This is a genomic window from Neorhizobium sp. T25_13 (assembly GCF_002968675.1).
GTDB classification, from domain to species: domain Bacteria; phylum Pseudomonadota; class Alphaproteobacteria; order Rhizobiales; family Rhizobiaceae; genus Neorhizobium; species Neorhizobium tomejilense.
On record NZ_PVBI01000001.1, the window covers coordinates 690,840 to 712,485 of the forward strand.

At 62.8% G+C, this 21,646-nt stretch carries 16 protein-coding genes; 8 read left to right on the forward strand and 8 right to left on the reverse strand.

Going from position 1 to position 21,646, the window contains the following annotated elements; all coding sequences use genetic code 11:
* The first annotated feature begins 63 nt into the window (after window positions 1-63).
* Together C5J22_RS03275 and pdeM are read left to right on the forward strand one after the other, a co-directional pair.
* Window positions 64-2,580 (forward strand): ligase-associated DNA damage response DEXH box helicase, encoded by a 2,517-nt coding sequence (locus C5J22_RS03275; RefSeq protein ID WP_371412538.1) that lies wholly within the window; start codon window positions 64-66, stop codon window positions 2,578-2,580.
* 32 nt (window positions 2,581-2,612) lie between these two features.
* Window positions 2,613-3,353: a ligase-associated DNA damage response endonuclease PdeM gene (pdeM, locus tag C5J22_RS03280; RefSeq protein WP_172746515.1), complete on the forward strand. Its 741-nt coding sequence runs from the start codon at window positions 2,613-2,615 to the stop codon at window positions 3,351-3,353.
* A gap of 141 nt (window positions 3,354-3,494) precedes the next feature.
* Here the strand turns inward: pdeM and C5J22_RS03285 are convergent, their stop codons facing one another.
* From C5J22_RS03285 to C5J22_RS03300, 4 genes are all read right to left on the reverse strand, one after another.
* Window positions 3,495-3,746: a hypothetical protein gene (locus tag C5J22_RS03285; protein ID WP_041364525.1), complete on the reverse strand. Its 252-nt coding sequence runs from the start codon at window positions 3,744-3,746 to the stop codon at window positions 3,495-3,497.
* A 116-nt stretch (window positions 3,747-3,862) separates the two neighbouring features.
* Window positions 3,863-4,300 (reverse strand): universal stress protein, encoded by a 438-nt coding sequence (locus C5J22_RS03290; RefSeq protein WP_105437132.1) that lies wholly within the window; start codon window positions 4,298-4,300, stop codon window positions 3,863-3,865.
* A gap of 82 nt (window positions 4,301-4,382) precedes the next feature.
* Window positions 4,383-5,339 (reverse strand): alpha/beta fold hydrolase, encoded by a 957-nt coding sequence (locus C5J22_RS03295; protein WP_105437133.1) that lies wholly within the window; start codon window positions 5,337-5,339, stop codon window positions 4,383-4,385.
* 122 nt (window positions 5,340-5,461) lie between these two features.
* Entirely contained in the window at window positions 5,462-6,022 is a 561-nt protein-coding gene (locus C5J22_RS03300) for a dihydrofolate reductase family protein (RefSeq protein WP_105437134.1), read from the reverse strand.
* A 94-nt stretch (window positions 6,023-6,116) separates the two neighbouring features.
* Here C5J22_RS03300 and C5J22_RS03305 point away from each other — a divergent pair, with 94 nt between their 5' ends.
* Window positions 6,117-6,635, forward strand: a complete 519-nt coding sequence (locus C5J22_RS03305; RefSeq protein WP_105437135.1) for a helix-turn-helix domain-containing protein — start codon at window positions 6,117-6,119, stop codon at window positions 6,633-6,635.
* On the opposite strand, the gene C5J22_RS03310 is transcribed toward C5J22_RS03305, so the two are convergent.
* From C5J22_RS03310 to C5J22_RS03320, 3 genes are all read right to left on the reverse strand, one after another.
* A complete protein-coding gene (locus tag C5J22_RS03310; RefSeq protein WP_105437136.1) occupies window positions 6,636-7,439 on the reverse strand; it encodes a TIGR02186 family protein in 804 nt (267 codons plus the stop codon). It lies immediately after the preceding gene.
* On the reverse strand, window positions 7,439-8,365 hold the full coding sequence (locus C5J22_RS03315; protein ID WP_105437203.1) for a sulfite exporter TauE/SafE family protein: 927 nt from the start codon (window positions 8,363-8,365) through the stop codon (window positions 7,439-7,441). Before C5J22_RS03315 ends, C5J22_RS03310 begins: the two co-directional genes overlap by 1 nt.
* Before the next feature lie 249 nt (window positions 8,366-8,614).
* Window positions 8,615-12,511, reverse strand: coding sequence for an SEL1-like repeat protein (locus C5J22_RS03320; protein WP_105437137.1), 3,897 nt, complete (start codon window positions 12,509-12,511; stop codon window positions 8,615-8,617).
* Window positions 12,512-13,001: 490 nt separating this feature from the next.
* Between C5J22_RS03320 and C5J22_RS03325 the strand changes: the two genes are divergently transcribed.
* The 4 genes from C5J22_RS03325 to C5J22_RS03340 all read left to right on the forward strand — a co-directional run bounded on the left by C5J22_RS03325 (window position 13,002) and on the right by C5J22_RS03340 (window position 19,838).
* Complete coding sequence (locus tag C5J22_RS03325; protein ID WP_105437138.1) at window positions 13,002-14,795, forward strand: acyl-CoA dehydrogenase C-terminal domain-containing protein; 1,794 nt, start codon at window positions 13,002-13,004, stop codon at window positions 14,793-14,795.
* A gap of 108 nt (window positions 14,796-14,903) precedes the next feature.
* A complete protein-coding gene (locus C5J22_RS03330) occupies window positions 14,904-16,112 on the forward strand; it encodes an acetyl-CoA C-acetyltransferase (protein ID WP_105437139.1) in 1,209 nt (402 codons plus the stop codon).
* Window positions 16,113-16,287: 175 nt separating this feature from the next.
* Complete coding sequence (locus C5J22_RS03335) at window positions 16,288-18,504, forward strand: FAD-dependent oxidoreductase (protein ID WP_105437140.1); 2,217 nt, start codon at window positions 16,288-16,290, stop codon at window positions 18,502-18,504.
* Between the two features lie 119 nt (window positions 18,505-18,623).
* Window positions 18,624-19,838, forward strand: coding sequence for a TIR domain-containing protein (locus C5J22_RS03340; RefSeq protein WP_105437141.1), 1,215 nt, complete (start codon window positions 18,624-18,626; stop codon window positions 19,836-19,838).
* 404 nt (window positions 19,839-20,242) lie between these two features.
* Here the strand turns inward: C5J22_RS03340 and C5J22_RS03350 are convergent, their stop codons facing one another.
* Complete coding sequence (locus C5J22_RS03350) at window positions 20,243-20,533, reverse strand: GIY-YIG nuclease family protein (RefSeq protein WP_105437142.1); 291 nt, start codon at window positions 20,531-20,533, stop codon at window positions 20,243-20,245.
* A 348-nt stretch (window positions 20,534-20,881) separates the two neighbouring features.
* Here C5J22_RS03350 and C5J22_RS03355 point away from each other — a divergent pair, with 348 nt between their 5' ends.
* Window positions 20,882-21,445, forward strand: coding sequence for a YdeI family protein (locus C5J22_RS03355; protein WP_105437143.1), 564 nt, complete (start codon window positions 20,882-20,884; stop codon window positions 21,443-21,445).
* The last annotated feature ends 201 nt before the right edge of the window (window positions 21,446-21,646 follow it).

The window sequence follows — 21,646 nt, forward strand, 5'->3', positions numbered from 1 at the left end:
TGTCGCGCTCGCGTCAAGCCCCTTCTTTTTCGCGCGCTTTGTCTTAACTTGAGCGGCGTGGATATCGTCGAAACCTCCTCTACCGGCCGTGACGCCGCGCTTTTGCCCCGGCCGTTCCAGAAATGGTTCGCGGAGAAGGGCTGGCAGCCGCGCGCCCATCAGCTGGAATTGCTGTCGCGTTCCACAGCGGGCGAAAACATGCTGCTGATCGCGCCGACCGGCGCCGGCAAGACGCTCGCCGGTTTCCTGCCGTCGCTCACCGATCTGACGCGGCGCGGCAAGATCCCGCCCGGCTCCGCCTTCACCGGAATCCACACGCTCTACATCTCGCCCTTGAAGGCGCTCGCCGTCGATATCGAGCGCAACCTGATGAAGCCCGTCTTCGAAATGGGCCTCGACATCTCGATCGAGAACCGCACCGGCGACACGCCCCAGGCCAAACGACAGCGCCAGAAGCTCAACCCGCCGGACATCCTGCTGACTACTCCGGAACAGGTAGCGCTGCTGCTGGCCAACAAGGAGGCCGAACGCTTCTTCAAGGACCTGAAATACGTGGTCCTCGACGAGCTGCATTCGCTGGTCACCTCCAAGCGCGGCCACCTCCTGTCGCTCGGCCTTGCCCGCATCCGCCAGCACGCACCCCACATGCGCACGATCGGCCTCTCGGCGACCGTCTCCGATCCCATGGACCTGCAGCGCTGGCTGGTGCCGCAGGGTGAAAACCCAGCCCCGCCCGCCGGCCTCGTGCATGTCACAGGTGGTGCGGCACCCGATATCACCATCATGCGCACCGAGGACCGCATCCCCTGGTCCGGGCATGTCTCGACCTACGCGATCCCCGAGGTCTACGAGGAGATCAAGCGCCACAAGACGACACTGATCTTCGTCAACACCCGCTTCCAGGCGGAATTGCTGTTCCAGACGCTGTGGACGATCAACGAGGACAACCTGCCGATCGCGCTGCATCACGGCTCGCTCGATGCCGGCCAGCGCCGCAAGGTCGAGGCCGCCATGGCCGCCAACAAGTTGCGCGCTGTCGTCGCTACCTCCACACTCGATCTCGGCATGGACTGGGGCGATGTCGATCTCGTCGTGCATGTCGGCGCGCCGAAGGGGGCTAGCCGCCTCGCCCAGCGCATCGGCCGCTCCAACCACCGCATGGACGAGCCGTCGAAGGCGATCCTGGTGCCGGCCAACCGCTTCGAGGTGATGGAATGCCAGGCGGCGCTCGACGCCAATTATCTTGGCGCCCAGGATACGCCGCCGGTCGGCGAGGGCGCGCTCGATGTGCTCGCCCAGCACGTGCTCGGCATGGCCTGCGCCGAACCTTTCGATCCGGTCGAACTCTACGACGAGATCACCAGCGCCTCGCCCTATGCCAACCTCTCCTGGCAGATGTTCGAGCGCATCGTCGATTTCGTCGCGACCGGCGGTTATGCGCTACGTTCCTACGAGCGTTACGCCAAGATCAGGAAAACCAAGGAAGGCCGCTGGCGGGTCTCCAATCCGGCGGTCGCCCAGCAATACCGCCTGAACCTCGGCACGATCGTCGAGGCGACCGAACTCAATGTCCGGCTGGTGAAGCGCAATGCCAAGGGCACGGTTGGGCGTGGCGGCATGTCGCTCGGCAAGGTCGAGGAATATTTCCTCGAACAGCTGGTGCAGGGCGACACCTTCCTGTTCGCCGGCAAGGTGCTGCGCTTCGAAGGCATCCGCGAGAATGAATGCCTCGTCTCCAACGCCTTCTCGCTGGATCCGAAAATCCCCGCCTATGCCGGCGGCAAGTTTCCGCTCTCCACCTATCTCGCCGACCAGGTGCGCGGCATGCTCGCCGATCCCGATCGCTGGGGCGTGCTGCCGGACCAGGTCCGCGACTGGCTGAACATCCAGCGCGAACGCTCCATGTTGCCGGCCAGGGACGAGCTGCTGATCGAGACTTTTCCGCGTGGAAAGCGGTTCTTCATGATCGCTTATTGTTTCGAGGGACGGCTCGCCCACCAGACGCTCGGCATGCTGCTCACCCGCCGGCTGGAACGCATCGGCGCCCGACCGCTCGGTTTCGTCGCCACCGACTATTCGCTGGCCATCTGGGGCCTCAACGATATCGGCGCGATGATCCGCTCCGGTGCCTTGAGCCTGTCGGACCTCTTCGACGAGGACATGCTCGGCGACGATCTCGAGGCCTGGCTCGACGAATCGTATATGCTCAAGCGCACCTTCCGCAATTGCGCCGTGATTTCCGGCTTGATCGAGCGGCGGCATCCGGGCAAGGAAAAGACCGGAAGGCAGGTTACTGTCTCGACCGATCTCATCTACGACGTGCTGCGAAGCCACGAGCCGGACCACGTGCTTTTGGAGGCGACACGGCGGGATGCGGCATCCGGTCTTTTGGATCTTGCCCGGTTAGGCGATATGCTGGCGCGAATCAGGGGGCACATCACCCACCGCGATCTCGACCGCGTTTCGCCACTTGCCGTTCCGATCATGCTGGAAATCGGCAAGGAGAGCGTTCCGGGCGAGGCGCATGACGCGGTGCTGCAGGAAGCCGCCGACGAACTGATCGCGGAGGCGCTTGGCTGATGCGGTACGCTGGACTGGAAGACATTGAATTGATGCACCGCCTCGCTTTGGCGCGAACGATTTCAGGAGGACCTGCCGCAACCGGTGCGGAAGAGATCGTCGTGAACGGCGTTCTCGCCGTCTGCGACCCGCTCGGGGGTCTTTACCTGCCCGAAACCGGCATTCTCGTCGTCTCCGACCTGCATCTGGAAAAGGGTGCTGCCTTTGCCCGCCGCGGCATGATGCTGCCGCCCTACGATACGGTCGCCACGCTCAACATCCTGTCCGCCGTCATCGCCCGCTACGATCCGAAGACCGTCGTCTCGCTCGGCGACAACTTCCACGACCGCAAGGGATCGGAGCATCTTGCCGCCGACCTGCGTTCGCTGATCACGACCATGGCGCGCGGCCGCGAGTGGGTCTGGATCAACGGCAACCATGACCCGGACGGCACGGTCGACCTGCCCGGCACCTGCACCGACGAACTCTTTCATGGCGGCCTCGTCTTCCGCCACGAGCCGAGCCTGATTTCCGGCCCAGGGGGAAGCAAGGGCGAGATCGCCGGTCACCTGCATCCGTCGGCCACCGTCCGCCGCCGCGAAAAATCCGTCCGCCGCCCGTGTTTCGCGAGCGACGGCAACCGCCTCCTCATGCCGGCCTTCGGCGTGCTTGCCGGCGGCCTCGATCTGCACCATCGGGCCATGCACGGCCTGTTCGACCGCGAAGCCCTGGTCGCACATCTTCTCGGCCGCGACCGCATCTATTCGGTGCGCTACGCCAATCTGATCGGTTGACCGTCTGGTTTAAACCTGTCCAAGCGCCCTACCACATGCGCGGACGCGGATGCCATCCATCATCGACAGCCCTGACGACGCCGAACAGGCTGGACTGACAATGATTACGATCTCACCAGATCCAACAACCAGCGTTCCACTCTAAGGAAACCTGTCCAGATGAAACGATACCCAATCCTCATGCTCGACCGCATTGAGGGTTATGCGGTGACCGCCGAGCCGGAGGGTCGGAGCGTTCAGTGCAGTTCGTAGAATGGACGGTTTGGTGCGAACGTGCCCGACATAACGGCAACTGTCGCCGTCGCGAAATTCGGTGACATTGTAGTCGACCAGCGCCAAGACTGTCGTGCCGGCGGCGAGTTCCCCTTTTAGGCCTTCAAATACGGTCATCATTCGCTGTCCCCCGGGCCAAGGGAGCATTGTGCGCCGCAATATCGAAGGTGTAAAGCACCGCATGACCGGCCGGTTTTGAACGAACATCCGCAGCCAGCGCCGGCGTAAACCAGATCTCACCGGTAGACCAGCACCGGCGTCTTGGAATGCGCCAGCACCTTCATCGTCACGCTGCCGAGCATGAAGGCCTTGAAGCCGGAGCGGCCGTGCGAGGCCATGGCGATGACGTCGCAATGGTAGGTGCCGGCGGTCTCGACGATGGTGCTCGCCGGATCGAGGCTGCCAAGCTTCACCGTTTCGCAGGCGACCAGCCGTTGTTTCGCCGCTTCCTTTGCGTCGGCGAGAATGCCGTCGGCCGCCTGGTTGTTCTGGCGGTCGTATTCCGCATAGGCGACTTCCATGCCGGTCGGATTAAGCGTCAGGACCTGCAACGGTTCCATCACCACCAGAACGGTGGCTTCCGCGCCGATTTCGCGTGCGAAATCGAGCGCTTTTTCCAGCGCGGTGGTCGAAAGCGGAGAGCCGTCGGTCGGGATCAGAACATGTTTGAACATCTGTGCCTCCTTTTAATCTGGTGACATCATCGCAGGTGCCCGGGATCATTCGTTGATCCAGCGCAAGCCCCAGGCCCGGGCGTTATGACGTTATCACATGTCCGGACCAGGGATTGATGCCGTCCCGAAGCCAGCGAAGACTATCCTGCCAGAAGCCTTCACGATGCCGGGAGTGGAACAGGCTGAAGTGTCCGATGGCGGCGAGGCCATAATCCTCCGGCTTCAGCAGCACCTGCGTCACCTGGGCATTGCGATAATAACAGAGCGTCCGCCGGATTGCCGCCACCGTACCGATGTCGTCGTCCGACATGGTCACCGCCAGGATCGGCGCCGTCACCGCTTCGAACCGCCGCAGCACATCGCCTCGTTCCGCTGCCGGATGGGTCCACTCCATCCGTGCCCCGCGAAAGCTCCATTCGTTCGCCACGCCGGCCGGCAGGTCCTCCAGCCATCCGAGACGCTTTCCGGGGAAATAGCCGAAGGCGGCAGTCAAGGCCGGCATCACCACATGCCATTTCAGAAACAGCCGCAGGCGATGGCCGCTGGCATAGTCCGGCCAGTAGGCATATTGCGCCCCCATGGTCAGCATCCGGTCGATGCGTTTGGCCATCGGCGAAAGCCCGGGCAGGTAGCCGCCGACACTGTGTCCGACCACGTAAAGCGGTTGCCCCGGCCTTGCCGCGTCCATGAGCCTCAGCGCCGCGTCGAAATCCTGCTCGCCCCATTCCCGCCAGCGATAGCCGCATCCCTTCAGGCTTTCGGGGCGCGAAAGGCCGATGCCGCGATAGTCGTAGGTCAGCACGTCGAAACCTTCGCCGGCCAGGAAGTCGGCGTAATAGTGGTAATAACGGGCAAGCACCCCGGTTGCCGGATTGACGACGACGCTGCCGATGCCCGGGGACCGTGCCCGCCAGAAGTGTCCGTGGAGAGCGATGCCGTCCCGGCAGGCCAGGCCGACAGGCTGCCCGGCGGGCCGCGACGAACGGGCGTCACTCTCGTTTTCCCGCTCCGCAGCCGCTTCGCATTCCGTATCGGTCATCGTCCTTCTCCCTGGAAGGTGACCATATATCGCGCTCGGTGGGGCGCAATTAGCCGAAGGGAGAAGGCGGCTCAGGTGTGAAGATCCGGCCGCGCAGCGCAGCCGGCCCTTCGCCTGCGGCGTCAGGCAGCCTTGCCCACCGCGTAAGTCAGGATCACTGCGCCGTTGGCCGCGGTGCTGGAGCTCAGCAGCTTGAGCTCGGTCTGCTGCTCCGCCTTCTTGAAGAGCGGATTGCCGGAGCCGAGAACCACCGGCGCGATGCACAGCCGGTATTCGTCGATGAGGCCTTCTTTCATCAGCGAGGCCACCAGTTCGGCGCTGCCGAAGATGAAGATCGTCTTGCCGTCCTCGCCTTTCAGCCTGGTGAGTTCGGCAACGGGATCGCTGACGACCCGGGTATTGTTCCAGGGGGCATCCTGGATCGTCTTCGACACCGCGATCTTGGCGATATTGTTCATGTAGTTCTTGACCTTGCTGCCTTCCTCGGCGGTCGGCCAATAGGCTGCCATGCCCTCGTAGGTCTTGCGGCCGAACACCAGGAGGTCACCTTCCTCGCCGAACTGTTCGGAGAGCTTTTCCAGTTCAGGCCCCCAGGCATAGTTGTGGAAGGCGAGATCCCACGGCTTTTCCCCCTCGAAATAACCGTCGAGGCTCATCAGGTTCCAGACCACCAGCTTTCTCATGTCAACCTCCATCGCGTTTAAACCAGTTGCAAAAAGCAAGTGGTTGAAAGCTAGTCAAACTGATTGTAGAATGCAAGCGGTATTGGAGAAAAAAATGAACGAAACATATCGGTCGGGTTGCCCGATCAATCTGACGCTGGAGGTTCTCGGAGACCGCTGGAGCCTGATCGTCATCCGCGACATCATGTTCGGCAATCGCCGCCACTTTCGCGAACTGCTGCAGAATTCCGAGGAAGGCATCGCGTCCAACATCCTTGCCGACCGGCTGAAGCGGCTGGTCGAGCGGGGCCTGCTTTCCCGCGAGGACGATCCGAGCCACAAGCAGAAGGGAATCTACAGCCTTACCGAAATGTCGATCCGCCTGGTGCCGATCTTTGCGGAAATGGGCGCTTGGGGCCGCCGTTTCATGCCGGTCTCCGAAGAGCTGTCGATCCGCGCGCAACTGCTGGAGGAAGGCGGCCGGCCGCTCTGGGAGGATTTCATGGACGAACTCCGCGTCCTGCATCTGCATGCGCCGCGCGATCCGGGCAAGCCTTCCGTGTTCGACCGCCTGCGCGCCGCCTATCTCGAAGTCGTCGCCCGCAACGCGGCGGCGGCCGATGCCGCGGAATGATCAGTCCTTGCGGAAGACGATGCTGGCGCCCCAGCCGGTGATGACGGCGATCAGCACGCAGAGGAAACCGTAGGCGAGCGGCCGGTCGTGGGCGGCGTCGGTGATCGCCTGTTCGATGCCGGTCTTGACCACCCGCAGCGGCATTTCCCGCTGGTTGATCAGCTGGCCGCTCTTGAACAGGTAGGCGCGCACCATGTGCATCCCGTCCGGGATGTTGGCCGGCAGTTTCAGCGAGGCGCGGAACAGGCTCGACGAGACGAAGCGCACGCCGCTCGTGTCGCGCTGATAAAGTCCGTTCGATAGCTTCAGGCGCCGATAGGCGTCGCGGAATTCGCCGATCATGCCGGAATCGGGGATGTAGCCGACCGGGTTCAGCGCCAGGTGGTCGATGCCGACCCCGATATTGTTGAGGCTCGGCGCCTCGTCGATGTTGTCGATCATCCGGGTGCTGGCGAGCGAATAACTTTCCGGCACCTGTTCGAAGGTCAGCCCCTCGGTATTCATCCAGATCCCGAAGACGCGCTCCTTCTTGCGCACCGTCGCATAGTCCTTCGGCCCTTCGAGCGTCACCACCACGTCGTATTGGCCGATTGCCAGGAACAGCTCGTCGGCATTGGTGAGCGCCCCGAAGATCGTCAGGTCGGCGCCGCGGAAATCCGAGGCGATGGCGATTTCGCTGGTCGAAGTGCCGATCTCCAGCCCTTCCTTGACGCCCGATGCCTGGCCGAACGGCACCTGCGCCTCGACCGGGAAGGCGAGCGCCAGGAGCGGCAGGAGAAGGGCGGTGCGGAGAAGCCGGCGCATCAGTAGGACATCCCCCCGACCGCAACCGAATAAAAGTCGTTCGGCGTGACGATCAGCCCGACCGCCAGACGAATGCCGACCGCAAGCACGAGCAGCGCCAGGAGCGCGCGCAGCTGTTCGCCGCGCAGCTTCTGCCCGACGCGTACGCCGTATTGCGCGCCGATCACGCCCGCCACCATTAGGATCGTCGCCAGCACGATATCGACCGAATAGTTGGTCGCCGCCTGCACCATGGTCGTGTAGGCGGTCACGAAGATGATCTGGAACAGCGAGGTGCCGACGACCACGTTGGTCGGGATGCGCAGGAGATAGATCATCGCCGGCACCATGATAAAGCCGCCGCCCACGCCCATGATCGAGGTCAGCACGCCGATGCCGAAGCCAAGCCCGACGATCGGAATGGCGGAAAGGTAGATCTTCGATTTCTTGAACCGCATCTTGAGCGGCAGCCGGTGCACCCAGTTGTGCTGGCCGGGGCGCTTGATCGGCAGTGGATTGTTGTTCTTCGCCCGGCGCATCGCCCGGACGCTTTCCTGCAGCATCAGTGCGCCGATCGAGCTCAGCAGCACGACATAGAGCAACGAGATGAACAGGTCGAGCTGTCCGATCCGCCTCAGCCACGAGAAGACCCAGACACCCGCCGTCGCCCCCGCAAGACCGCCGACAAGCAGGACCGAGCCGAGCTTCATGTCGAGCGTGCCGCGCCTGAAATGGGTGATCGCGCCTGAAATCGAGGAGGCGACGACCTGGTTGGCGCCGGTCGCGACCGCCACGACGGGCGGGATGTTGTAGAAGATCAGCAGCGGCGTGATCAGGAAGCCGCCGCCGACGCCGAACATGCCGGAGAGAAAGCCCACGGCCGCGCCCATGCCCAGAATGATGAAGATGTTCACCGACAGCTCTGCGATCGGCAGGTAGACAGTCACGGCAGAACCTCGACACGGCAAAAAAGCGACGCCCTCGCGGGCGTTCGCGATGTGGTTGTCCGCCCGGTGCGGCAAAGGAAACGTGATCTCACATGCCATGTGAACAGGGCATGAAGGACTTCATCCGTCATGCGCCCGGGCGCCGCTGCGAGTCAATTCGCAAGTGCCGGATAATGCGGCAATTTTACCGTTTTTGTGCGGGCGTGATTAATATCGCGCAACTCCCCGATCCCGGTCGGGTAAGTAGACTTACTTGTTCTTCGCAAGTAGTTCCTTGACCAGCGCGTCGGTGATCTTGCCGTTCGGCTCCTGGCCGACCGAAGTCTGGAAGGCCTTGATAGCGGTCACGGTCTTGGCGCCCATCTTGCCGTCGGCGGTGCCGGCGTCGAAACCGCTCTTGTTCAGGATCGCCTGGATATTGCGGATCGCCTTTTCCATGTCGATCGAAGCCGTGGTGAGCGGCTTGCCGGAAGCCCATTCGTCCGGGAGATTGATGGAGTTGGCCTTCGGATCGAGCGGCTTCACCTTCCACTGGTCCACCTTGGCGCGGGCGCTTTCGAGCTGTTCCTTGCGCATGGCGTTGGCCACTTCGTCGCGCTTCTGGGCGGCGTCCTTGTCGCCTCCCTTGGCCGCGACCGCGAACCACTTGTAGGATTCCTCGAGATCCTGCTTCACGCCGTTGCCGCGGGCAAGCAGAATGGCGAGGTTGAACTGGCTGTCGGCGACGCCGAAGTCGGCGGCCTTGGTGAACCAGGAGACGGCCGCGGCATAGTCCGGCTGGCCGGCAGCACCTGAAGCCTGGAGCACGGCGAGGTTGTGCATGGCGCTGGCATTGCCGGCGTCGGCGGCCTGCTTGTAATAGGTCATCGCCTTGGTCAGGTCGCGGGAAACGCCCGTGCCCTTTTCGAAGAGGTTGGCGAGCCGGTATTGCGCCGGCGCCAGGCCGCGGTCGGCGGCGAGCTTATACCAGTTGGCGGCCTCCGACAGATCGCTCTTGACGCCCTTTCCATCGGTGAAGCGAGCGCCGATCTCGAAAAGCGCGTTCGGGTCGCCGGCAGCGGCCGCGTCGGCAAGCGATTTCGGTTCGATGCCGACCGGAACCACGATCGCGGCCGGAGCATCGGCCTTGGGCACGGCGGCGAAGCTGTTCTGGGCCGGAAGCGGGTTGCCGGCCGGTTCCATCACGGAAGGCTGGCCCGTCGCCGGGCGCGGATCGGTCAGATGGTTCGCCGTCGCCGGGGCCGGCGCTTGTTCGACGGGTCGCGTCGGCGCGGCGGCGATATCCGCGTCGCTTTCGGCGCCGTCGGTCGCAGCCTGATCCTCGACGGTCGGGATCCCGTTGCTGCCGCTCATATTGGCCGGCGCGGCCGGCCGGGCAGGGGCCTCGATCGTCGGGGAAGGTGCCGCGGGAGCCTTCGTGCCGCTTGTCAGCGTCTTGGCGAGCGGCATCGCCATCAGCACCAGAAGCACGGCGCCGACGGCCATCAGGATCGGACGGCGATGCTGCGAAAGCATGGCGCCGAAGCCCTTGTTGGCGGAAGCCTTGGCGGCTTTGCGCAGGTCCTTGGAGGGAGAACCGCCCTGCGAAGGATCGGTTTCCTGGGCAGCGGCCTTGGCGGCGCGGCGGGCGGCCGCGATATAGTCGGCGCGTTCCGCGGCGCTGGTCCGGTCGGTATCGAATTCGCCGGCGACCTGGCTGGCGCGAACCCGCTCGAGGATCTTCTTGACGTCGGGTGCGCCGGAGCCGGGCTCCAGAAGGTCGTTTTCGCGATCCGCCGGCAGCACGTCGGAGGGGTCGAGTGGCGGCGTCGGCTCGATGACGGTGCGGCCACCCTTCGGCGCCTCGGCCTTGCCGCCAGGCAGGAAGCGGCGGGAAAGCTCGGTCAGAAGGCTGGTCTTGGCGGCCTTTTCCCGGGTGGGATTGTCCTTGGTGGCGGTTTTGGTGTCGGCATAGTCGGCGCGAAGCACCGTTTCGTCGGAGGATGCTTCTTCCGGGGCTTTTGCACGGTGACCGAAGGTCGCTGCCGGCTGTTCGTCGGCCTCGGCCTCCGCCAGCTCGTAGCGCATCAGCTCTTCGGCTGCCGCGACGGAAAGCTGCGCGGCCGCCGGCATGGCCGGGGCAGGGCGGGTTTCGTAACGAGCCGGTTCTTCATGATGGCGATCGCGCTCCGCATGAGCGGAGGCGACAAGCCGTTCTTCCATGCCGTCCAGGCGGTCGGCGATCTGCACCAGCGTGCCGTGCAGGGCTTCGAACGTCTGGTGGGTGCGGTCGTCCGAATGCCGGGTCAGGTCTTCGAGGTGGCGAAGGTCGTCGGCAAGCGCCGAAAGTGCCGCCATGTCGGCGGCGGCGCCCGGTGTGCCCGCCATGCCGTTTCGCGAATAGGCTTCCACCACCGTCTCGGCCGCCTGGCGGGCAGCCTCGATGATGTATTCGTCATTGGTCGCCATATAGCTTTCGAGCGCCGTCATGCGGTTTTCGAATTCGGCGGGAAGGGCGCCGGCACCTTGCTGCGGCTGGCTGATCAGCACCGAAAGATGGGCGATCTGGTCTTCGAGACTGCGAAGCGCGCCGTCGTCGCCGCGCGGCGACGCCTCGTCAAGCCGGGCGGCAATGTCGGTCAACCGGTCTTCGATCCGCCCGAAGGCGTTTTCGTCGATCGCCGACTGGGCCTGCGGCTGATAGGCGATTTCCTCGATCCGGCGGGCAAGATAATCGAGCCGCTCGGCGAGCACATCACTGACGCTACCCTGCTCCAGGCCGTCGATCTTGCGCGAAATATCGGCGAGATAGGCGGAAAGGTCCGGGTCCTGGGAAGGCTTCTGGGCCTGTTCCAGGATCAGCGAAAGCTGTTCGAGCCGTTCCTCCAGGCGCATTGCGGCCTGTTCGTCGGTGAGTTCCTCGATCCGGCCGGTCAAGGCCTCGATGCGGGCGGACAGCGCTTCGGTCGGATCGAACTGGGCATGGGTCGCCTGACCGATCGCATCGATCTGGTCGGCGAGCGCGCTGATCCGGCCGTCCAGCCGCTGCAGGAAGGATTGGTCGATCGAGGCCGAGGCCGAGGCGCGGCTGCCGGCGGCAATCGCGCGGCTGATCTCGTCCAGCCGCTCGTCCAATGTCGCGAACTGTTCGGCGATGACCGAATCGTTCGGCTGCATGCGCGAACCGAGCTGTTCCATGGCGCTCGCCACCGTGATCAGCTTCTGTTCGAGCGCCCGGATCACCGGGCTGTCGCTCATTTCACCGAGCTGGCCCTTGATGTCGTCGATGCGGTAGGCGAGCGAGACGAGCTCTTCGCGCAGAGCCGTGGAGTCGAGGCCGTGCATGCGATCTTCGAGACCCTGCCAGCGGGTTTCCATCCGCCGCACGGAATCTTCGCGGGCGAGGCCGTCCATGACGGCGCGCAGTTCCTCGAATTCGTGGCGCAGGCCAGCGGCCTCCGGCGTCGCCTGGTAGCCGAGCTGGCTGATGCCTTCGGCAAGCCGGGCAAGGTCGCTGCGCAGGTCCTCGGTGAAGTGCTGGTCCTCGGCGATGGATTTGATCGAACGGATTTCGGAGCGCAGCGCCGTCATTTCGCGCGCGACGCTTTCGGAAATATCCTGCTTCAGCTCCTGGCGCAGGCCGATCAGCGCCTGGGCGATGCCCCGCATGCCATTGTCGACCTGCGGCGGCGGTGCCGGCATGCGCGGCTGTGCGGCCGGGCGACGGGGTTCTTCGCGGCGCGGCGCTGGCGCGATCGGGCGCTGTTCGGTGTAACGGGGCGCTTCGGCGCGGACGGGGGCCTGGTGCGCCGGCGGGCGGTAGGCTTCCGGCGGGCGCGGTTCGGCATGACGCGGTTCTTCGCGACGAAGATCCGGCGCGCGCTGGCGTTCGGGGCGAGCGGCACGGTCGCGGCTGGCCTCGAGCATGCGCTGGCGCTCGCGGATCTGGGCGAGCGGGTCGCTGGCGAGTGGCGGTTCGCGATAGGCAGGAGCCGCGGCGGTCCGGCGCTCCTGGCGCGGATCGGCAGGCTTGGGCGCGCGGTTGTCACGTGCGGTACCCGACATCAACCCCTCGATACGCGCCTCGAGCCCTTCGATGGTGCGGTTCAGCGCATCCAGCGAAGAGCGGTCGCCGGGACGGGAAGGGGTCGATCGTGATCCGTTCATGTGCTCGCTCGTTTCGACGTTGTACCTGCTGGCTCTCGTACCGGCCTCGTTCCAGGGATGGGATGATCCCCAAAGGGCCGTATATTAGAAATGCCTTGCGCAGGACTGCCATTTCAGCGGACGCGGGACGTCTTGGAGATAAATGCACTGCGTCGCTTGAGTGCCCACTATTTCGCGAGACGTGGTAAACAAGTCGTTAACCCGGACGAAAATTTTAACCTTTTCGATGCGTTCGGCCGCTTTGCGATGATGACGTTGCGCCTGCCGCCTCTATCTTCCGGCTTTCCCATCCAGCCTCGCAACTGTTCGGTCCGTTAAGACTACGCCCGGGACGGAGGGACGGCGGTGGTGTAGATCGCCAAAGTTCCCGCCGTCGCAATTGACGTTTACGCGAACGTCAATTATTTGTGGTAGGAGGAATACGGATCCTGCCGTGAGCCATGGGCCACGAGGCGGACCCGGAAGACGAGGATTTGGAGGAAGCTCGACCATGCCAGTGTACAAGGCCCCGGTGAACGACACGCTGTTCATTCTCAACGATGTGCTCGGCATCGAGCGCTACGGCAATCTGCCGGGCTTTGCCGATGCCACTCCGGACATGCTGGAAGCGATCATCGGAGAAGCCGCCAAGGTGGCCGAAGACGTCCTTTTTCCGCTGAACCTGTCTGGCGACCAGGAAGGCTGCACCCGCCATGATGATGGCACGGTCTCGGTGCCCAAGGGTTTCAAGCAGGCCTATGATCAGTATTGCCAGGCCGGCTGGATCGGACTTGCCGTCCCGGAGGAATTCGGCGGCCAGGGCCTGCCCTACACGCTGCATGCCGCTGTCGGCGAATACATGTCGTCGGCCAACATGTCGCTGATGATGTATCCGGGCCTGACCCAGGGCGCGATCGCCGCGATCCTCGTGCATGGTTCCGACGAGCAGAAGAAGACCTACCTGCCGAAAATGGTCGCCGGTACCTGGTCGGGCACGATGAACCTCACCGAGCCCCATTGCGGTACCGATCTCGGCCTGCTGCGGTCGAAGGCAGTGCCGCAGGCCGATGGGTCCTACAAGATTTCCGGCCAAAAGATCTTCATCTCCGCCGGCGAACACGGCATGACCGACAATATCGTCCATCTGGTGCTTGCCCGCATCGAAGGCGCGCCCGAGGGCACCAAGGGCATCTCGCTCTTCATCGTCCCGAAGTTCATGGTCAATGCCGACGGATCGCTTGGCGAGCGCAATGGCGCCACCTGCGGTGCGATCGAACACAAGATGGGCATCCACGGCAACTCCACCTGCGTCATGAACTATGACGAGGCGACGGGTTACCTGATCGGGCCTGAGAACAAGGGCCTGGCGGCCATGTTCGTGATGATGAACGAGGCCCGCCTCGGCGTCGGCCTGCAGGGCCTGTCGATTGCCGAGACGGCTTACCAGAATGCCGTCGCCTATGCCCGCGAGCGCATCCAGGGCCGTTCGCTCTCCGGCGCCAAAGCGCCGGACAAAAAGGCCGACCCGATCATCGTTCATCCGGACATCCGCCGTACGCTGATGACCATCCGCGCCTTCAACGAGGCCGGCCGCGCCTTCCTGCTGTGGACCGCGCTGAAATCCGATATCGCCCACCGCTCGCCGGATGCGGCAGAGCGCCAGAACGCCGACGATCTCCTCGGCCTCGCCACCCCGATCCTCAAGGGCGTGATGACCGACAAGGGTTTCGAGCACGCCGTCATGGCCCAGCAGGTGTTCGGCGGCCACGGTTATATCGAGGAACACGGCATGAGCCAGTATGTCCGCGATGCCCGCATCACCATGATCTACGAAGGCGCCAACGGCATCCAGGCGCTCGACCTCGTCGGCCGCAAGCTGGCGCTGAACGGCGGCCGCGCCGTGATGGCGATGTTCAAGGAGATCGGCGACTTCTGCGAAGAGAACCGTTCCGACGAGAATATGGCTCCCTTCACCAAGGGTCTCAAGAAGGGCTTGAACGACCTGCAGGCCTCCACCATGTGGTTCATGCAGAACGCCATGGCCAAGCCCGACAATGCCGGCGCCGGTTCGACCGACTATATGCACCTCTTCGGGATCGTGACGCTCGGCTACATGTGGGCCAAGATCGCCAAGGCGGCGCAGAGCGGACTTGCCGCCGGCGACACCCGCGCCGAGTACCTGAAGAACAAGCTGGTGACGGCGAAGTTCTTCATGGAAAAGATCATGCCGGAAACCGCAATGCGGAAAGTCCGCATCGAAGCCGGCGCCGACAGCGTGATGGAACTGGCCGCCGACGCGTTTTGATTTTGCGCCGGCGCGCTCCCTCCCCCTTGCGGGGAGGGCCGGGGAGGGGTCCCCCTCCCATGTCCGAGATTTGAGGCAATATAAATTGCCACCCAGGGAGATGACACCATGACCGAAGTCTTCATTTACGACCACGTCCGCACGCCGCGCGGCCGCGGCAAGAAGGATGGGGCGCTGCACGAAGTGCCGTCCGTGCGGCTTGCCGCCAAGACGCTGGAAGCGATCCGCGACCGCAACGGGCTCGACACGTCTTATGTCGACGACATCATCATGGGCTGCGTCGATCCGGTCATGGATGCGGGCGCCGTCATCCCCAAGGCTGCCGCCTTCGAGGCCGGTTATTCCACTCGGGCGCCCGGCATGCAGATTTCCCGTTTCTGCTCCTCGGGTCTCGATGCGGTCAATTTCGCGGCTGGCAAGGTCGCGGCCGGTTCCGACGATATCGTCATCGCCGGCGGCGTCGAGAGCATGTCGCGGGTCGGCATGGGCATGTCCGGCGGCTCCTGGTACATGGACCCGTCGGTCAATTTCCCCGCCTACTTCATGCCGCAGGGCGTCTCGGCCGACCTGATCGCCACCAAATACGGGTTTTCCCGCGATGACGTCGACGCCTATGCCGTCGAGAGCCAGAAGCGTGCGGCCAAGGCCTGGGACGCCGGCTACTTCAAGAACTCCGTCATTCCGGTCAAGGACCAGAACGGCCTGACCATCCTCGACCGCGACGAGCACATGCGGCCGACCACCGACATGCAGTCGCTGGCCTCGCTCAACCCGTCGTTCCAGATGCCGGGCGAGATGGGCGGTTTCGAAGCGGTCGGCATCCAGGCCCATCCGGAAATCGAGCGGATCAATTACGTCCACCACGCCGGCAATTCGTCGGGCATCGTCGATGGCGCCGCGGCCGTGCTGATCGGCTCGAAAGCCGGCGGTGAAGCCATGAACCTGAAACCCCGCGCCCGCATCCGCCACTTCGCCAATATCGGCTCCGATCCGGCGCTGATGCTGACCGGCCCGGTCGACGTCACCGAAAAGCTGCTCGCGCGCTCGGGCATGAAGATCTCCGATATCGACCTTTTCGAGCTCAACGAAGCCTTCGCCGCCGTCGTGCTGCGCTATATGCAGGCCTTCGAGATCAGCCACGACAGGATCAACGTCAACGGCGGCGCCATCGCCATGGGCCACCCGCTCGGCGCCACCGGCGCGATGATCCTGGGCACCGTCCTGGACGAGTTGGAACGCCGCGACTTGAACACCGCGCTGGTCACGCTCTGCATCGGCGCCGGCATGGGCACCGCGACGATTATCGAGAGAGTTTGAGGGGAAACCCCCTCATCCGCCTGCCGGCACCTTCTCCCCGAGGGGAGAAGAGGGATTGCCGCAACGCCTCCGATCCTCCTCTCCCCTTGGGGAGAGGGTGGCCGAGCGAAGCGGAGGCCGGGTGAGGGGGCGGTTCGGCACGCCACAGAAATTTCAGGGAAGAGGAAATCCCATCATGAGCACCTACAAGAACTTCACCGTCGAAACCGACGCGGACGGCATTGCTCTCGTTACCTGGGACATGCCCGACAAATCGATGAACGTCTTCACCATGGAGGTGATGGACGAGATCGACGCGATCGTCGACGCGACTGTCGCGGATGCGGCCGTCAAGGGCGTCGTGTTCACGTCCGGCAAGTCGTCCTTCTCCGGCGGCGCCGATCTCACCATGATCAAGTCGATGTTCTCGATGCTCGCCGAGGAACAGGCGAAGGACCCGGCGACCGCTGCGCAAAAACTGTTCGATGCCGCCGGGCGCATGTCGTGGCTGTGGCGCAAGGTCGAGACTAACGGCAAGCCTTGGGTTTCGGCGATCAACGGCACCTGCATGGGCGGCGCCTTCGAGCTGTCGCTCGCCTGCCACGGCCGCGTCGCCGCCAATTCCAAGTCGGTGAAAATCGCGCTGCCGGAAGTCAAGGTCGGCATCTTCCCGGGCGCCGGCGGCACTCAGCGTGTGCCGCGGCTGGCGAACGCCCAGGATGCCCTGCAGATGATGACGACCGGTTCGTCGCTGACCGCCCAGCGCGCCAAGGCCATGGGTCTCGTGCATCAGGTCGTCGAACCCGCCGAACTGATCAATGCCGCCAAGCAGATGATCAAGGACGGTCTGAAGCCCGTCGCCCCCTGGGACGAAAAGGGTTTCAAGGTCCCCGGCGGCGGCATCTGGACGCCGGCCGCAGCCCAGCTCTGGCCGGCCGCCCCCGCCATCCTGCGCCGCGAAAGCGCCGGCAATTATCCGGGCGCGCTTGCCATCCTGAAATGCGTCTATGAAGGCCTGCAGCTTCCCTTCGATACGGGCCTCAAGGTCGAGCAGCGCTATTTCACCGAGATCCTGCGCACCACCGAAGCGTTTTCGATGATCCGCTCGCTGTTCGTCTCGATGCAGGAGCTCGGCAAGGGCGCCCGCCGCCCGGCCGGTATCCCGAAGACCGAGTTCTCCAAGATCGGCGTCGTCGGCGCCGGCTTCATGGGCGCCTCGATCGCCTATGTGACGGCCGCCGCCGGCATTCCCGTCACCCTCATCGACCGCGACCAGGAAGCCGCCGACAAGGGCAAGGCCCATTCGGAAAAGCTGGTGGCGGACCAGGTGGGCAAGGGCCGGATGACCAAGGAGGAGGGCGAAAAGCTGCTGTCGCTGATCACCCCGACGCCGGATTACCAGGCGCTGTCGGATGCAAGCCTCGTCGTCGAGGCGGTGTTCGAGGATCGCGCCGTCAAGAAGGCGGTCATCGAGGCGGTCGAAGCGGTCATCCCTGAAGCCACCATTTTCGCCTCCAACACCTCCACCCTGCCGATCACCGGCCTTGCCGAGAATTCGAAGCGCGCCGACCAGTTCATCGGCGTGCATTTCTTCTCGCCGGTCGAAAAGATGATGCTGACCGAGGTCATCCTCGGCGAAAAATCGGGAGACAAGGCGCTCGCCGTGGCGCTCGATTTCGTCGCCGCGATCAAGAAGACCCCGATCGTCGTCAACGATACCCGCGGCTTTTATGTCAACCGCTGCGTCTTCCGGTATATCAACGAAGCCTATGACATGCTGACCGAAGGCGTGCCGGCTGTCATGATCGAGAATGCCGCGAAAATGGCCGGCATGCCGGTCGGCCCGCTGTCGCTCAACGACGAGGTCGCCGTCGATCTCTCCCAGAAGATCATGAAGGCCTCGATCGCCGATCTCGGCCCCAATGCGGTCAAGGCGGAGCACATGGCGCTGGTCGACCAGATGGTCGACGTGTTCGACCGCCGCGGCCGCAAGAATTCCAAGGGCTTTTACGAATACCCGGCCAAGCCCGCCAAGAAATTCCTCTGGCCCGAGCTGAAAACCCTCTACCCGCAGAAAAAGGCCTCGGAGGTGGATGTTAGCGTCCTCAAACAGCGCCTTCTGGTGACGATCGCGCTCGAAGCCGCCCGCACCGTCGAGGAAGGCATCGTCACCGATCCGCGCGAAGCCGATGTCGGCTCCATCCTCGGCTTCGGCTTCGCCCCCTATACCGGCGGCACGCTCTCCTACATCGACGGCATGGGCGTGAAGACCTTTGTCGCGCTCTGCGAAAAGCTGGCCGCAAGCTACGGTCCGCACTTCAAGCCGACGCCGCTCTTGAAGGACATGGCGGCGAAGGGGGAGACGTTTTATGGGCGGTTTGACCCGTACGCGAAGGTGGGGGAGGCGGCCTGAGGCCGCCTAAACCCTAGCAAAATACAGAGGTTCGTTTATAAATTACAAAGAAACATAATAGTCATACTGCGAACTAGACTGCTACCATTGCGATAGTTGGATCAAGAGGTCGATTCGCGATGGCTAAGGTGGCTGCATCTAAAGTAAATCAAGGTGGCGGAAAGGTCAGCAATCCGCAACCTTCTTCAATTGAAGACTCACCAAATAAAAGAACTTATCTCAAGCAGTCGGATGTACCGATCGCGTCCCTAGACGATGCGCTTAGGGTTCCTCAAGTTATTTTTGATCAATACGCTGGAAAACCGACATCGCCCTTTAATGTGGCTATGGCTTTGAATGTTGATCCAAAAGGATCGCAACTACGAGTTCTTTCGGGAGCTGCAATCGCCTTTGGCTTAATTGAGGGCGGGGCTCAGGCCTCTTCAATCAGCGTTACAGAACTTGCTCGAAGAATCATTAGGCCGAAGGTTGAGGGAGAGGATATCGATGCGAAGCGGGAAGCCGTACTAAAGCCCCGGATATTTGGAGATTTTCTCAGGAATTATGACGGAAATGTATTTCCTCGTCAGGACTTAGCAGTAAATGTCTTAGAGGATATGGGTGTGCCGCGGGCTAAGGCGGTCGATGTCCTTGAGCGGATGAATGACAGCGCTCGTTCCGTCGGGTTTATAGTTGAGCATAAGGGTAAGCATTATGTACAGCTAAACGGTTTGGGATTGGCGGCATCCAGAATTACTGAAGTTCAGGATAGTGTTCAGGGGATGGAGCAAGCGACTGATGATCCTGAAGATGCAGAGCCAGTCACAAAGCAGTTCGTTCCGCCCGCCGCAACTCCACATAAGGGAGCTGCGTTAACAGCCGCTGTGGCTGACGATCATAGACGAAGGAGGGTCTTTGTTACGCACGGAAAAGACCGCGCACTAGTGGAGCCAATTAAGAAGCTTCTTGAATACGGGGAGCTTGAACCTGTCGTGTCGGTTGAGCGTCAATCGGTTTCGAAACCTGTCCCGGAGAAGGTAATGGATGACATGCGGAAATGTGGAGCCGCAATCATTCATGTTGACGCCGACAAGATCGTCAAAGGTGTTGAGGGTGAGGATCATGTTTTTCTCAACCCCAACGTATTGATCGAAATTGGTGCGGCAATGGCGTTTTATGGGCGCAGATTTATTTTGCTTGTTAAAGATGGAGTCAAGCTTCCATCCAATCTGCAAGGTCTTTACGAGGTTCGCTACACAGGAGATACGCTTGATGCGAACTCCACCATAAAGCTTTTGGAGGCGATGAAAGATATAAAGAACTATTCATTGCCCTATGAGGTGGAAGAAGAGTGAGGCTTTCACATTGTTCTGCGGCTGTCTGCTCCCCACGTCTCCGCCGTCATCCTCGGGCCTGACCCGAGGATCCACCCTTCGGTCAATAAGTCACCCCCCGCTAAATCCCGCCGCTCCAGGTTCAGCTTCTCGATCAATTCGATGTTCCACTGTCGATACATGCGCTTGAGTAACTTCTCTCGCTGAATGGCGCTAACGATGCTGTCGTCAGGGCGTTCGTCAACCTAAGCGTTTGCGAGGGTGGATCCTCGGGTCAAGCCCGAGGATGACGATCGGGAGGGTGGAGTTAAGGGTGCTTAGAGAAACGATGAGAGTGTATCCCGGGCGCTGTTTCGCCTCCCGGCACTACCTCCAACATCGTCATCCTCGGGCTTGACCCGAGGATCCATGCCGCACCCATCGACTTACCACCCTCCCAACTCCGCATACAAATCCCGCCATTCCGGATTCAGCCTCTCGATCAGCTCGATCTTCCACTGCCGATACCAGCGCTTGAGTGATTTCTCCCGCTGGATGGCGCTGACGATATTGTCGTGGGCTTCGTACCAGACCAGCCGTTTGCAGCCGTATTTCGAGGTGAAGCCGGGGTGATGTTCCTCGCGGTGTTCGTAGATGCGATTGGCGAGATCGGAGGTCACGCCGATATAAAGCGTGCCGTGCTTGTGGTTGGTGACGATGTAGACATATCCCGCCATGCGAGCATGATGGGATGGTTGTGTGGTGTCGTCAATCCGGGCGTTTGGGGGATGGATCCTCGGGTCGAGCCCGAGGATGACGGCGTTGGAGGTGGTGCCACGGGTGCGAAACAGCACCGATGAGACACTCTCACCGTTTGCTGTGGGCACCCTAGCTCCCCCTCTCGGTCGTCATCCTCGGGCTTGACCCGAGGATCCACCCTTGTCTCCGCCAGAACCCCTGCTCGCCGCCTGCCACGGCGGGAGCCAGAGCCGGCTCCAATTCCCGGCGAAGCCATCCACTCTCTGGCAACACAACCATCAACAGCTACAATCCCACCATCGACTGGCCCGAACCCGGACCCACCCATGAACTCCCCCACCGAAGCCCTCGCCTTCACCGATCCCGGGGAATGGGCCTCCTGGCTCTCCGCCCACCATGCCACCTCGTCCGGCGTCTGGCTGCGGATCGGCAAGAAGAACCCGAAGCGGCCCCTGATCACCATCGACGAGGCGCTGGATGTGGCGCTCTGCCATGGCTGGATCGACAGCCAGCGCAAGGGCTTCGATGCCGCCTCCTATCTGCAGCGGTATTCGCCGCGCCGCGCCAAAAGCCCGTGGTCGAAGCTCAATGTCGATCGGGTGGCGGCGCTGACGCAGGCCGGGCGGATGCGGCCGGCGGGGCTGGCGGAAGTCGATGCGGCCAAGGCCGACGGACGCTGGGCGGTCGCCTATGCGCCGCAGCGCGAGGCCGGCCTGCCGGACGATCTGGTGGCCGCGCTCGCTGAAAATACCGCCGCTGCGGCTGCCTTCGAAAAGCTCGACAAGACCGGCCAATATGCGGTGGTGCTTCCGCTGTTGAAGGCGACCACGCCGGAGGTTCGGGCCGCGCGGTTGGCGAAGGCGGTGGTGAAGCTGGCAAAACCCGGTTAGGCGGCACAGGGCGGTGATTCAGAAAAGAACCTATCACCTTGTCTAGGGAACGAGGACCCTCTGGTCAGGCGACTGACTGGCCGTTTCCAGAGCTCCGACCGCGGAAGCAGACATTGCCCTCAAATGCCATTCACCCGAAATGGTTGTGATTCGTGGGTAGGAGGTCACACGCACTCCCGAAATATCGGGAGTGCAATATTC

Coding starts and splice junctions, on each gene's coding strand:
- C5J22_RS03340 (WP_105437141.1), top strand. CDS start 18,624: ATGGCTAAGGTGGCTGCATCTAAAGTAAATCAAGGTGGCGGAAAGGTC.
- C5J22_RS03295 (WP_105437133.1), bottom strand. CDS start 5,339: ATGACCGATACGGAATGCGAAGCGGCTGCGGAGCGGGAAAACGAGAGT.
- C5J22_RS03310 (WP_105437136.1), bottom strand. CDS start 7,439: ATGCGCCGGCTTCTCCGCACCGCCCTTCTCCTGCCGCTCCTGGCGCTC.
- C5J22_RS03305 (WP_105437135.1), top strand. CDS start 6,117: ATGAACGAAACATATCGGTCGGGTTGCCCGATCAATCTGACGCTGGAG.
- C5J22_RS03330 (WP_105437139.1), top strand. CDS start 14,904: ATGACCGAAGTCTTCATTTACGACCACGTCCGCACGCCGCGCGGCCGC.
- pdeM (WP_172746515.1), top strand. CDS start 2,613: ATGCACCGCCTCGCTTTGGCGCGAACGATTTCAGGAGGACCTGCCGCA.
- C5J22_RS03355 (WP_105437143.1), top strand. CDS start 20,882: ATGAACTCCCCCACCGAAGCCCTCGCCTTCACCGATCCCGGGGAATGG.
- C5J22_RS03290 (WP_105437132.1), bottom strand. CDS start 4,300: ATGTTCAAACATGTTCTGATCCCGACCGACGGCTCTCCGCTTTCGACC.
- C5J22_RS03320 (WP_105437137.1), bottom strand. CDS start 12,511: ATGAACGGATCACGATCGACCCCTTCCCGTCCCGGCGACCGCTCTTCG.
- C5J22_RS03325 (WP_105437138.1), top strand. CDS start 13,002: ATGCCAGTGTACAAGGCCCCGGTGAACGACACGCTGTTCATTCTCAAC.
- C5J22_RS03285 (WP_041364525.1), bottom strand. CDS start 3,746: ATGATGACCGTATTTGAAGGCCTAAAAGGGGAACTCGCCGCCGGCACG.
- C5J22_RS03350 (WP_105437142.1), bottom strand. CDS start 20,533: ATGGCGGGATATGTCTACATCGTCACCAACCACAAGCACGGCACGCTT.
- C5J22_RS03300 (WP_105437134.1), bottom strand. CDS start 6,022: ATGAGAAAGCTGGTGGTCTGGAACCTGATGAGCCTCGACGGTTATTTC.
- C5J22_RS03335 (WP_105437140.1), top strand. CDS start 16,288: ATGAGCACCTACAAGAACTTCACCGTCGAAACCGACGCGGACGGCATT.